This is a genomic window from Dokdonella aquatica (assembly GCF_051987395.1).
In the GTDB taxonomy this organism is placed as follows: Bacteria; Pseudomonadota; Gammaproteobacteria; order Xanthomonadales; family Rhodanobacteraceae; genus Dokdonella.
Genome location: NZ_CP197094.1, coordinates 3332295 through 3344889, shown reverse-complemented (window position 1 = coordinate 3344889; position 12595 = coordinate 3332295). Strand labels below are relative to the sequence as shown.

Below are 12595 nucleotides of genomic sequence, written 5' to 3'. Positions count from 1 at the left end.
GCGCAGCGGACTCCGCCAGCGATCACCTCACCCCGCGCGCTGGCGCAAGGCCTCGAACAGCGCGACGCCGGTCGCGACCGACACGTTGAGGCTCTCGACGCTGCCACGCAGCGGGATGTGAGCCAGGTGATCGCACGCTTCGCGCGTGAGGCGGCGCATGCCCTCGCCTTCGCTACCCATCACCAGCGCGATCGGGCCCTTGAGGTCGATCGAATACAGCGTCTGCGGCGCCTCGCCGTCCAGGCCGGTCAGCCATACGCCGGCGTCCTTGAGCACGCGCAGCGCGCGCGCGAGGTTGGTCGCGGCGATGAACGGCACGCGGTCGGCGGCGCCGGCCGAGGCCTTGCGAACGGTCGGCGTGATGCCGACGGCCTTGTCCTTGGGCACGATCACCGCGGTCACGCCGGCGCCTTCGGCGCTGCGCAGGCAGGCGCCGAGGTTGTGCGGATCGGTGACGCCGTCGAGCACGAGGAACAGCGCATCGGCACCGGCGGCTTCGATCAGCGCGGGAATCTCCGATTCGCTGCGCGGCGGCGGCGCGCGGTAGCGTGCGGCGACGCCTTGGTGGCGTGCACCACCGGTCATGCGGTCCATCGCCTCGCGGTCGCGCGCATGCGGCTTGACACCGAGTTCACGTGCGCGCTCGGAGAGCTCCTTCAGGCGCGGATTCTGCTGGCCGGATTCGACGTACAGCTCGACGATGTTGCCGGCGTCGTGGTTCAGCGCGGCTTCGACGGCGTGGATGCCGTACAGCAGTTCGTTGCTCATGGGGCTTCACGGGAACCTTGGGGGTACGCAGTGTGACGTGCCGGCGCCCCCGCGCAAAGCGCGGTGCGTCGGCACGCCGCGGAGCCGGTCGCGCCCCGCTGCGCGCGGGGGCGACCGGGAAGCGACCTCAGCGGCGCGTGTCGCCGCCCTCGACGACGAGCCGGAAATCGATCTTGCGGTCCTCGAGGCTCGCGCGCAGCACCTGCACGCGGACCTTGTCGCCGAGGCGGAAGCGCATGCCGCGACGCTCGCCCTCGAGCATGTGGCGCACCGGATCGAAGTGGTAATAGTCGTTCGGCAGCTGGGTGATGTGGACGAGTCCGGTGATCTTCGACTCGGTCAGCTCGACGAACAGGCCGAACGAGGTCGCGCCCGAGACCACGCCGTCGAACTGGCTGCCGACGTGCTTCTCCATCCATGCGCACTTGTAGCGCTCGTCGACGTCGCGCTCGGCCTCCTGCGCGCGGCGCTCGTTGTGCGAGCAATGCACGGCCATCGAACCCATCTGGGTCGGCGAGTAGCGGTAGTCGGCGCCCTTGCCGCCGGCGATCGCGTGGCGGATCGCGCGGTGCACGAGCAGGTCCGGGTAACGGCGGATCGGCGAGGTGAAGTGCGCGTACGCCTCGAGCGCGAGGCCGAAATGGCCGGTGTTCTCGGGCTGGTAGACGGCCAGGCTCTGCGAGCGCAGCAGCACCGATTCGATGAGGCTGACGTCCGGGCGGTTGCGGATCTTCTTGAGCAGCGCGGCGAAGTGCGCGGGCTGGACCTCGCCGGCCGGCGGCAGACTCAGCTTGAACTCGCGCAGGAACTCGAGCAGGTCCTCGTACTTCGAGGACGGCGGCGGCTCGTGCACACGGTACGGTGCCGGGATGCGCTTGCGGATGAGGAACTTCGCGGCCTCGACGTTCGCCGCGATCATGCATTCCTCGATGAGCTTGTGCGCATCGTTGCGCGGCTCCGAGCCGAGCTGGATGACCTCGCCGGACGCGGCGAGGCGGAACTTCACCTCGGTGCTCTCGAAATCGATCGAGCCGCGTTTCTGGCGTGCCTTGGCGAGCACCTTGTAGAGCTGGTGAAGGGCCTCGAGGCGCGGCATGAGCTTGCCGACCTCGGCGCGCGCGTCGGCGTCCTTCTCGCCGATCGCCTGCCACACGCGCGTGTAGGTCAGGCGCGCATGCGAGCGCATGACGGCATCGTAGAACGTCGACTTCGTGACGTTGCCTTCGCGATCCACCTGCATGTCGCAGACCATGCACAGGCGATCGACCCTCGGGTTGAGAGAACAGATGCCGTTGGAGAGCGTCTCGGGCAGCATCGGCACGACGAAGCCCGGGAAGTACACCGACGTCGAGCGCTTGTACGCTTCCTCGTCGAGCGCGCTGCCGGCCGGCACGTAGTGCGAGACATCGGCGATCGCAACGACGAGGCGGAAGCCGTTCGCGCTCGGCTCGGCATAGACGGCGTCGTCGAAGTCGCGCGCGTCCTCGCCGTCGATCGTCACGAGCGGAAGGCCGCGCAGATCCTTGCGACCGGCGATCTCGGCTTCGGTGACCTGCGGTTCGACCTCGGCCGCCTGGCGCAGCACGTCGTCGGGCCAGTCGTGCGGCAGGCCGTGGCTCGCGATCGCCATCTCGACGAGGATCGACGGCGTCAGGCGCTCGCCGAGCACGGCGAGGACGCGTCCCATCGGTCCGCGGTACACGGTGGGCGGATCGCTGATCTCGGCGATGACGATCTGGCCTGCACGCGCGCCCTGGTCCTCGCCCGGGCGGATCAGGATGTCCTGGTGCACGCGGCGGTCGTCGGGCGAGACGAGCACGAGCCCGTTCTCGACGATGACGCGGCCGACGAGGCGCGACGAGCGCCGCTCGAGCACCTCGACGATCGCGCCCTGGCGTCGCCCGCGGCGATCCACGCCGACGACACTGCCGAGCACGCGGTCGCCGTGCAATACGGGACGCATCTGCGCGGGTGAAAGATAGAGGTCCTCGCCGCCGCCGTCGGGACGCAGGAAGCCGTAACCCTCGGCATTGGCGAGCACGACGCCCGGAATGAGGTCGAGCTTCTGGGCGACGCCGTAGCCGCCGCGGCGGTTCTGCAGCAACTGGCCATCGCGCACCATCGCGGCGAGGCGCTTGGTCAGCGCATCGACGTCCTGCTCGGTGTTGAGCCCCAGCGTCTGCGCGATGAGCTCGGTCTTCATGAGCGTCGCGTGTTCGGACAGCAGCGCGAGGATCGCCTCGCGGCTCGGGATCGGACGTGCGTAACGCTGCGCCTCGCGGTCGGCGAACGGATCGTGCGCGCGCGGTGCCTCGTCGCCCGTGCGTCCCCGCGGTGCGCCGCGCGGCGGCGCGACGTCGGCGGAATGGAACGGCTGTTTTCCGGGACGTGGGCCCTTCGACGTGCGCGGTGGCGCGGGTGCGGTTGCAGGCGCTGCGCGCGTGCGGCCTTTCGGCGCATCGAACACGGGCGGCAACCACGGCGCCGGCGCGGATTTCGCGCGCTTGGCACCGGTCTTCTTTGCGGCTGCGGAACCGCCCTTGGCGCGCGCCGGCGCGGCGCCCGGGGTCGTGTTCTTGGCGGCGCGCGGGGCGCCTTTCGTGATTCTCTTCGTCACGTTGGTGGAACTCCTCTTGTTGCAGGCGCGGCGATCGACGATCGCCGCGTGGAATCATTGACAGGCTACGAGCCTGACAGTATCGTTCGCGCCCCGCTTGGCTCTGCCCTGCGGGCATGCCCAGGTGGCGGAATTGGTAGACGCACTAGTTTCAGGTACTAGCGGGTAAAACCGTGGAGGTTCGAGTCCTCTCCTGGGCACCACACATCCGGTTCGGGAACGTCGCGAGACGATCATCCGGACCCCTCGAAAAGCCCCGCGCATGCGGGGCTTTTTCGTTTCCGGATCCGTCGTGACACGCGTTCCTGCGCGGCTGCCATGCCAGGAGAACACGATGATGCGCCGCGACGGCTGAGTGCCGTGCCAACGGCGCGGCCACGACGGCGCACGCCCCCTCGCCCTGCGAGGGTACGCCATCGTGGTCGATCACGCGGGAGGGAGGCGCGCCGGCGTGCACCGGCGCGCATGCGATGTCGATCAGGCGAACGGATCGCGCAGGACGATCGTGTCGTCGCGGTCGGCACCGGTCGCGACGAGCGCGAGGTGGCAACCCGACAGCTCCTCGACCGCGCGCAGGTAGGCGCGCGCGGCGGCCGGCAGCTTGTTCCACTCGCGCACGCCCGAGGTCGGCTCGTCCCAGCCCGGGAACTCGAGGTACACCGGCTTGCACTCGGCCCAGCCGTCGGCATCGAGCGGGGCGAGCTCGCGGCGCTTGCCGCGGTATTCGTAGGCGATGCAGACCTTGATGCTCGGCAGGCCGTCGAGCACGTCGAGCTTGGTGATCGCGAGGCCGTTGATCGCGTTGATCTGGGTCGCACGCTTGAGCGCGACGAGGTCGATCCAGCCGCAGCGGCGCGGGCGGCCCGTGCTCGCGCCGAACTCGTTGCCGACCTTGCGCAGGTGCTCGCCCATCGCGTCATCGAGCTCGGTCGGGAACGGACCGCCGCCGACGCGCGTCGCGTAGGCCTTGCAGATGCCGAGCACGTAGTCGATGTCGCAGGCGCCCACGCCGGTGCCGGCGAGCGCGCCGCCGACCGTCGTGTTCGACGAGGTCACGTACGGATAGGTGCCGTGGTCGATGTCGAGCAGCGCGCCCTGCGCGCCCTCGAACAGGATGTTCTCGCCGTTGCGGCGCGCGTCGTAGAGCAGCGTCGAGACGTCGTCGATCATCGGGCGCAGGTACTCGGAGAACGCGAGCGCCTCGTCGAGCGTCTTCTGGTAGTCCACGCCCTCGGCCTTGAGCCACTGGGTCAGCACGAAGTTGTGGTACTCGACCGCCGCACGGACCTTGTCGGGCAGCTCCGACGGGTACATGAGGTCGGCGACGCGGATGCTGCGGCGCGCGACCTTGTCCTCGTAGGCCGGGCCGATGCCGCGGCCGGTCGTGCCGATCGCCTTGGCGCCCGAGGCCTTTTCGCGAGCCTGGTCGACCGCGATGTGGTACGGCATGATCAGCGGCGTCGCCGGGCTGATCTTGAGGCGCGAGCGCACTTCGACGCCCTGCTCCTCGAGCTCGGCGATCTCGTGCTTGAGCGCGGCCGGCGACAGCACGACGCCGTTGCCGATCAGGCACTTCACGCCCTCGCGCAGGATGCCCGACGGGATCAGGTGCAGGACGGTCTTCTTGCCGCCGATGACGAGCGTGTGGCCGGCGTTGTGGCCGCCCTGGAAGCGCGCGACGGTGCCGACGCGCTCGGTCAGCAGGTCGACGATCTTGCCCTTGCCTTCGTCGCCCCATTGCGCGCCGAGGATGACTACCGAATGGCCCATGATGTTCTCGCTTGCATGTCAGGATCGGGGGAGGCACCCGCGGCCTCCCGCGCGCGCGATCGCGTCGACGGGCGTGGCCGGGCGGCCCGCATGAGGTGCCCTGCCGGCTCGCGCCGGCGCAGGGTGGATTGTCGGTCGTAAGTGTTGCGGTTGCCAGCGCCGCGTCAGCGCACGAGCGCCAGCGCGGCGAGTCCGCACGCGACCAGCACCGCGCCGATCACGCGCAGGCGGCGATCATCCAGTTGCCGCACCTGCTCGGCCATGCGCCGCCAGGCGGACGGCGCGGCGAACAGGAACAGCCCCTCGATGACCGCCACGAGGCACAGCGCGGCGAGCAGGTCGCCGGGCATCGCGCGCGGTCCTTACTTGCTGTCCTGCAGGTAGCGCAGGAACTCGGACTTCGGATCGAGCACGAGCACGCCGTTGGAGGTGCGCTGGAACGATTCGCGATACGCCTCGAGGCTGCGATAGAACGCGTAGAACTCGGCATCGGTGCCGTAGGCACCCGCATAGACCTCGGCAGCCTTCGCGTCGCCTTCGCCGCGGCCCTTCTGGGCCTCGCGATAGGCGTCGGCCTTGATGACCTGCACCTGACGGTCGGCGTCGGCGCGGATGCGCTCGGCGGCCTCGTTGCCTTCCGCGCGGAGCGAATCGGCGACCTGCTTGCGCTCCGAACGCATGCGTTCGTAGACCGAGCGAAGCACCGAGCTTTCCTCGGGCAGGTCGACGCGCTTGATGCGCACGTCGATGATCTCGACGCCGAGGTTCTGCGCGGCACGGTTGGCCTGCTGCACGAGCGACAGGGTGAGGTCCGAGCGCGCGCTCGAGACGACTTCCTGCAGCGTGCGCGAGTTGATCGCGGTACGCATGCCGTCCTTGACGATCGGCGCGATGCGCTGCTGCGCGCGCGTCTCGTCGCCGGCCACGGCGGTGTAGAACTTCGACGAATCGACGATCTTCCACTTGACCACGAAGTCGACGTTGACGTCCTTCTTTTCCGAGGTCAGGTAACGCTCGGCAGCCGCGTCCAGCGTGAGCAGGCGACGATCGAACGTGAGCGCCTGCTGGATGAACGGCAGCTTGAAATGCAGGCCGGGCTCGTGGCCGGCCGACACGATGCGGCCGAACTGCAGCAGGATCGCGGTGCGGTCCTCGCGCACGACGAAGACGCTGCTGACGCCGAGCACGACGACGACGGCGAGAAGGATGATGGCGTTGAACGAGCGCATGTCAGCGGCCTCCTCGCGTCGGTTCGGGCGTGGCGACTGCCGCGGCCGCGGCGTCGGGCGACGGCGCCGCGGGTGCGGAGCCCTGCGTGGGCATCGGCACGTAGAGCAGGTTCTTGCCCGACGAGAAGTCGATCACCTTCGGCGTGTTGCCGACGACCTGCTGCAGCGTTTCGATGTAGAGGCGCTTGCGCGTCACTTCGGGCGCGGCGCGGTACTCGCTCGCGATCAGGCTGAAGCGCTGCGCGTCACCCTCCGCCTTGGCGATGCGTTCGGCCTTGTAGCCCTCGGCCTCGGCGAGGATGCGCGCAGCCTCGCCGCGCGCCTCCGGCACGACGCGCTTGGCGTAGGCATCGGCGACGTTGCTGGCGCGCTGGCGATCCTCGCGTGCGCTGATCGCGTCGTCGAAGGACTCCTTGACCTCGGCCGGCGGACGCACGTTCTGGAAGTTCAGCTCGGTGACCATGAGGCCGGCGTCGTAACGGTCCAGCGTCTGCTGGACGACGCGCTTGGCCTGCAGCGCGAGCTCGGCGCTCGGATTGGCGACCGGCTCCTCGCCCTCGGCCGGTTCCACGCGCTGGTCGGGCATGATCGCGTCGAGCTTGCCCGTGCCGATCACCTCGCGCACGGCACTCTCGGCGGCCTGCTTGAGGGTCTCGTCGGGATTCTTGGTCGCGAACAGGTAGCGCGTCGCGTCGGCGACCTGGTATTGCACGTTGAAATCGACCTGCACGAAGTTCTCGTCGCGCGTCAGCATGCGCACCGAGTCGGACATCGCGCGGATCTGCGTCGCGTCGACCTTCTCGACGACCTCGATCGGGCGCGGGAACTTGAGGTTGAAGCCCGGCGGCATCGAACGCGCGAGCTTGCCGAAGCGCAGCACGACACCGGCCTCGTTCGCCTTGATGACCGTGAACGAGTCGAAAAGCACCCACGCGATCGCGAGGCCGAGCACGGCAACGACGATGCCACCCGAGCCGTCGCCGGCACCGTCGGAGCGACCACCGCCGCCACCTCCGCCACCGAACAGGCGTCCGAACATCTCCTTGAGGCGCTGGACCGCGAGCTCGACGTCGTTGCGCGGCTCCTTGCCGCTGTTCTTCCACGGGTCGCGCGGTTTGCCACTGCCGGGTTCGTTCCAAGCCATGCTTCGGTTCCTGTTGGGTGGCACGCCGTGCGGAGGCGCGGCATGCGCGTGCGGCACGCGCCTCATGGCGCACACCACCTTCGTTGCTCGATCCGGGTGCCGCCGCGGGCCGGCTGCGCCCGCGGTGTCATCTGCGATGCAAGGGGGACTCGGGATTGTAGGTAGGGTCCCCGGACGGGGCAAGCAAGGCCCCGCGCAGGCGTTCGCCGTCGCCGTCGGGCAGCCCGAACAGCGGTTCGACGAGGTTGCGCGGCGCGTCGACGTCGATATCCCAGCCACCATCGTCGCGCACGCGCTCGGCGGCCACGAGACCTTGCGCATGCAGGCGCGCGCGCAGGCGCCCCGCCGTGGCAGGCAGTTCGACGGTACCGGCGATGCGCTCGCGGCCGAGCACGCTCGCGATCGCGTCACCCAGGCGGTCGAGGCCGAGGCGGTCGCGCGCGGACACCCAGACGCGTGGCGCGCCCTCTCGATCCGGCGATTCGGCCGGAATCGCATCGGCGTCGATGCGGTCCATCTTGTTGAAGACCAGCACCTGCGGAATGTCGGTCGCGCCGATCTCGGCGAGCACGCGTTCGACGTCCGCCACGCGTGTGTCGCGCTCGGGATCCGACGCATCGATGACGTGCAGCAGCAGGTCGGCGTCGCGCGCCTCGGCGAGCGTCGAGCGGAACGCCGCGACGAGGTCGTGCGGCAGGTCGCGGATGAAGCCGACCGTGTCGGCGAGCACGATCGGCCCGCAGGCGAGGCCGTCGATGCGGCGCAGGGTCGGGTCCAGCGTCGCGAACAGCTGGTCGGCCGCGTAGACCTCCGCGCCGGTCATCGCATTGAACAGGGTCGACTTGCCCGCGTTGGTATAGCCGACCAGCGCGACCACCGGCAGCGCGCTGCGCTCGCGCGACCGTCGTGCCTGCGCGCGTTGCGTCTCGACCTTGTCGAGGCGGCGCTGCAGCTGCTTGACGCGCTCGGCGAGCAGGCGGCGGTCGATCTCGAGCTGGGTCTCGCCCGGGCCGCGCAGGCCGATCGCGCCACCGCGCTGGCGCTCGAGGTGGGTCCAGCCGCGCACGAGGCGCGTGGACATGTGCTTGAGCTGGGCGAGTTCGACCTGCAGCTTGCCTTCGTGCGAGCGCGCACGCTGCGCGAAGATGTCGAGGATCAGGCCGGTGCGGTCGACCACGCGGCACTCGGTGAGCTTCTCGAGGTTGCGCTCCTGCACAGGCGACAACGCGTGGTTGACGAGGATCAGGTCGGCATCGAGCACGACGCGATGCGTCTTGAGCTCCTCGGCCTTGCCGGTGCCGACGAAATAGCGCGGATTGGGCGTGTCCACGCGTGCGGCCAGCGTGCCGACGACGGTCGCGCCCGCGGAACGCGCGAGTTCCGCGAATTCCTCGAGGACGTCGGGATCGGACTGGCCCGGGGCGTGCGGCTGCAGCAGCAGCGCACGCTCGCCTTTTCTGGAGCGATCGAACAGTTCGGCTTACTCGTGGTGTTCGGCGGACTCGCCACCCGGCGCGGCGTCGGGACCGGCGATGCGCACGTTGCGGCTCGGCACGACGGTGGAGATCGCGTGCTTGTAGACCATCTGGCTGACCGTGTTGCGCAGCAGGACGACGAACTGGTCGAACGATTCGACCGTGCCCTGCAGCTTGATGCCGTTGACGAGGTAGATCGAGACCGGCACGCGCTCGCGGCGCAAGGCGTTCAGGAAGGGATCCTGCAGCGACTGCCCTTTGGACATTTCTTGTTCTCCAGTAACGTCGTTCCGAACCGGATAAAAAATCGCGCGGCGCGAAGGCGGCCCCTGCAGGCCAGGCGCCCGGAACGCTTCCGGTTCATGTTCGGCAGCTTAGCGGAACCTGCGTGCGAATAAAATGCGCCACGCCGCGCATTCTTCACGCACCCAGGAACGCCGCCACGGTCGTGCGCACGTGCGACGCGACGCCGACGTCGTCGGGATCGGGCGTCAGCGCGTCGAGTTCCGTGCGCAGCCACGTGAGCTGCCGCTTGGCCAGCTGGCGCGTCGCGAAGATGCCGAGTTCGCGGAAATGCTCGCGCGTTGCATGGCCGTCCAGATGATCCCAGCCCTGGCGGTAACCCACGGCGCGCATCGACGGCAGGTCCGGATCGAGGTCGCCCCGCGCACGCAGGCGCGCGAGCTCGTCGAGCAGCCCCCCGGCCAGCATCGCATCGAAGCGCTGCGCGATGCGTGCGTGCAGAACGCCGCGGTCGCGCGGCAGCAACGCGAGTTTGAGCACGCGCCACGGCAAGCGTGCACGCACGCCGCCCTGCTGCTCGCTCAACGGGCGGCCACTGACGGCGATGACCTCGAGCGCCCGCTGGATGCGCTGCGCATCCCCGGGTCGTATGCGTGCCGCGGCAACCGGATCGAGCCCGGCCAGGCGCGCGTGCATGCCGGACCAGCCCACGTCGGCGGCTTCGGCGGCGAGCGAGGCGCGCAAGGCCGGATCGGCGCGCGGCAGGTCCGACAGGCCGCGCTCGAGGGCACGGAAATACAGGCCGGTCCCGCCGACCAGCAACGGAATGCGGCCGGCGGCCGACACGGCCTGCATCTCGCGCAGCGCGTCCTCACGGAAGTCGGCGGCGGAATAAGGCTCGGACGGATCACGCAGGTCGATGAGGCGGTGCGGGTAGCGTGCGAGCGTGGCCGCATCCGGCTTGGCCGTGCCGACATCCATGCCGCGGTAGACCTGCGCCGAGTCGACGCCGAGAAGGTCGCACGGAAACGCATCGGCCAGCGCGAACGCAAGCGCCGTCTTGCCCGACGCCGTGGGCCCCATGAGGAAGATCGCGGGCGGTCGATTGTCGGTCGAAGGCATGCCTGGATTGTAGCGTCCGCGGCGTCTCGGGCCGCCGTGTCCTTTTGACAAACCACGCGCGACTGCGCTCAGATACCCGCTTCACGGGGGAAGGCCGAGGCGCGAATGGACGACTGGACCATCCTCCAGCTCGTGTTGTACGGCGCCGGCTCGCTGGTCGCACTGACGCAGAGCGTCGTCTTCACCCATTACCACCGCGTGTTCCGGCGCGACCACCTCCTGCTGTGGGCGTTGAGCTTCCTCGCGCTCGCGCTGTACCTGTCCACCTCGGCGATCTCGATCACCCTGCTCGGCTCGATGCCGGCCTCGCACCCGCTGCGCCTGGCCATCTCGTCGGTGTCGCTCGTCTCGGCCTACGTGCAGGTCGCGCTGCTCATCATGGGCACGCTGGCGATCTGGCGCACGCATCGCTGGTCGCGACGCCAGGTACTCGCCGCACTCGGCCTCGCGGCATCGTTCGGACTGTTCGGCGCGCTCGCGTTCGCATTCGATCCGCAATACGTGCAGGAGCGCTTCTTCCTGCGCGTCGGCCTGCGTTACCTCGTCGGCGGCCTCGCCGCGCTAGCGATGGGCTTCGCGATCGCGATCCGCTGGCCGCGCGGCCGACTCGGCCAGCAGCTCACCGCGCTTGCGCTGATCCTCTACGCCGCAGACCTGCTGCACATCTTCGCCTCGTACTGTGCGCAGGCCGGCTACGGCATCACCTGGCCGTGGATGCGCCATGTCGGCGTCGCCAGCGTGCTCACCCAGCTTTTCATCGGCTACGGCCTCGTCGTCTGGCTGCTCGAGGACGAGCGCGACCGCGCCGAGCGCGCCACCGACGCCGCCGAGCACCTGCGCCATTTCGACCCGATGACGGGCCTGCCCAACCGCCAGCACATGCTGTCGATGCTCGCCCGGCAGCTCGAGCAGCAGCAGGACACGACGTTGCTGCTCGTGCGCGTCGACAACCTCGGTCATATCGCCGCGGCATTCGGCATGGACGGCGTCGACCTCGCACTCGCGACGAGCGCCGAACGCATCGACGAGATCGCGCGCTCGCGCGGCCTGTTCGCGGCGCGCCCCGACGCCGATCACTTCTCGCTGCACGGCAGCGGCCTCGACACCGAAGCAGGCGCGGGCCGCATCGCCGAACAGGTGCTCGACATCCTCGCGCGGCCGCTGTTCTGGAACGGCCGCGAACTCGCGCTCGAGGCCAGCATCGGCATCGCGCTCGCCCCGCAGGATGCGACCACGGCCGACGCGCTGCAGTCGCGCGCCGAGATGGCCCGCGCACGCGCACGCCGCGAGGGCGCGATGCGCTACCGCTTCTACGCACCCGATCTCGATGCCGAGGCCCAGCAACGCCTCGTGCTGCAGGCCGAACTGCGCGCCGCGTTCGCGCGCGACGAACTCGTGCTCGAGTTCCAGCCCCTGCTCGACGGCTGGAGCCTCGAGATCTGCGGTTTCGAGGCGCTCGTGCGCTGGCAGCATCCGACCCGCGGCCGCCTCTACCCGGACGCGTTCATCGCCGAACTCGAGGCGCTCGGCATGATCGAGGACCTCGACATGTGGGTGCTCGAGCGCGCCTGCACGGCGGCGCTGTCGTGGCAGCGTCCCGGTGGCGAACCTATCCCTGTCGCGGTCAACATCTCGGCCTACAGTTTCCAGCGACGCGACTTCCCCGACACGATCACCACGCTGCTGCAGCGCACCGGCCTGTCGGCCGGCTGCCTCGAGCTCGAGATCGTCGAATCGATCGCGCTGGAACTGCCCGAGCGCGCGATCGTGAGCCTCGACTGCCTGCGCGAGCTCGGCGTGCGCGTCATGCTCGACGACTTCGGCACGGGCTTCTCGTCGCTCAAGCACCTGCGCCAGCTGCCGTTCGACGGCATCAAGATCGACCGCAGCTTCGTCATCGACGTGCTCGTCGACCCGCGCGACGCGGCGATCGTGCGCGCGATGCTCGCGCTAGCGCACAGCCTCGGCCTCGAGGTCGTCGCCGAAGGCATCGAGACGCCCGCCCAGCTCGCCTGGTTCCAGTCGGCCGGCTGCGACCGCCTGCAGGGCTTCCACTTCCATCGCTCGATGGAGCACGAAGCCGCGGTCGCACTGGTCAGGCGCACGCCGGAACGCGCGGCGACCTGAGGTCGCCGATTCCGCGGCAGCGAGGATCGGCGGCGCTCCGACCGCGCCCGTCCGGCAGCCCATGGTGCGCCCCCCTCGAGCCCGGTGCCCCTTGCTCAGA

The 12595-nt window shown here is 69.7% G+C and carries 10 protein-coding genes and 1 tRNA gene; 2 read left to right on the top strand and 9 right to left on the bottom strand.

The window, feature by feature from the left end:
- Nucleotides 1-27 precede the first annotated feature (27 nt).
- Both rlmB and rnr read right to left on the bottom strand, forming a co-directional pair.
- Nucleotides 28-768 carry a 23S rRNA (guanosine(2251)-2'-O)-methyltransferase RlmB gene (rlmB, locus tag ACQQ2N_RS14960; RefSeq protein WP_440222375.1) on the bottom strand — a complete coding sequence of 247 codons (741 nt, stop codon included), beginning with the start codon at nt 766-768 and terminating at the stop codon, nt 28-30.
- Between the two features lie 127 nt (nt 769-895).
- Complete coding sequence (gene rnr / locus ACQQ2N_RS14955; RefSeq protein ID WP_440222374.1) at nt 896-3385, bottom strand: ribonuclease R; 2490 nt, start codon at nt 3383-3385, stop codon at nt 896-898.
- A gap of 118 nt (nt 3386-3503) precedes the next feature.
- Here rnr and ACQQ2N_RS14950 point away from each other — a divergent pair.
- Nucleotides 3504-3588: transfer RNA gene (locus tag ACQQ2N_RS14950), tRNA-Leu, on the top strand.
- 274 nt (nt 3589-3862) lie between these two features.
- Here the strand turns inward: ACQQ2N_RS14950 and ACQQ2N_RS14945 are convergent.
- The 7 genes from ACQQ2N_RS14945 to miaA form a co-directional block, all read right to left on the bottom strand.
- Entirely contained in the window at nt 3863-5155 is a 1293-nt protein-coding gene (locus tag ACQQ2N_RS14945) for an adenylosuccinate synthase (protein WP_440222373.1), read from the bottom strand.
- A gap of 164 nt (nt 5156-5319) precedes the next feature.
- Entirely contained in the window at nt 5320-5505 is a 186-nt protein-coding gene (locus tag ACQQ2N_RS14940; protein WP_440222372.1) for a DUF2065 domain-containing protein, read from the bottom strand.
- 12 nt (nt 5506-5517) lie between these two features.
- Complete coding sequence (gene hflC, locus ACQQ2N_RS14935) at nt 5518-6384, bottom strand: protease modulator HflC (RefSeq protein WP_440222371.1); 867 nt, start codon at nt 6382-6384, stop codon at nt 5518-5520.
- Between the two features lies 1 nt (nt 6385).
- Nucleotides 6386-7528: an FtsH protease activity modulator HflK gene (hflK, locus tag ACQQ2N_RS14930; protein ID WP_440222370.1), complete on the bottom strand. Its 1143-nt coding sequence runs from the start codon at nt 7526-7528 to the stop codon at nt 6386-6388.
- Between the two features lie 127 nt (nt 7529-7655).
- Complete coding sequence (gene hflX / locus ACQQ2N_RS14925; protein WP_440225774.1) at nt 7656-9002, bottom strand: ribosome rescue GTPase HflX; 1347 nt, start codon at nt 9000-9002, stop codon at nt 7656-7658.
- 6 nt (nt 9003-9008) lie between these two features.
- Nucleotides 9009-9269, bottom strand: coding sequence for an RNA chaperone Hfq (gene hfq / locus ACQQ2N_RS14920; protein WP_440222369.1), 261 nt, complete (start codon nt 9267-9269; stop codon nt 9009-9011).
- 154 nt (nt 9270-9423) lie between these two features.
- Nucleotides 9424-10368 carry a tRNA (adenosine(37)-N6)-dimethylallyltransferase MiaA gene (gene miaA / locus ACQQ2N_RS14915; RefSeq protein WP_440222368.1) on the bottom strand — a complete coding sequence of 315 codons (945 nt, stop codon included), beginning with the start codon at nt 10366-10368 and terminating at the stop codon, nt 9424-9426.
- A 105-nt stretch (nt 10369-10473) separates the two neighbouring features.
- Here miaA and ACQQ2N_RS14910 point away from each other — a divergent pair, with 105 nt between their 5' ends.
- A complete protein-coding gene (locus ACQQ2N_RS14910; protein ID WP_440222367.1) occupies nt 10474-12495 on the top strand; it encodes a putative bifunctional diguanylate cyclase/phosphodiesterase in 2022 nt (673 codons plus the stop codon).
- Nucleotides 12496-12595 lie beyond the last annotated feature (100 nt).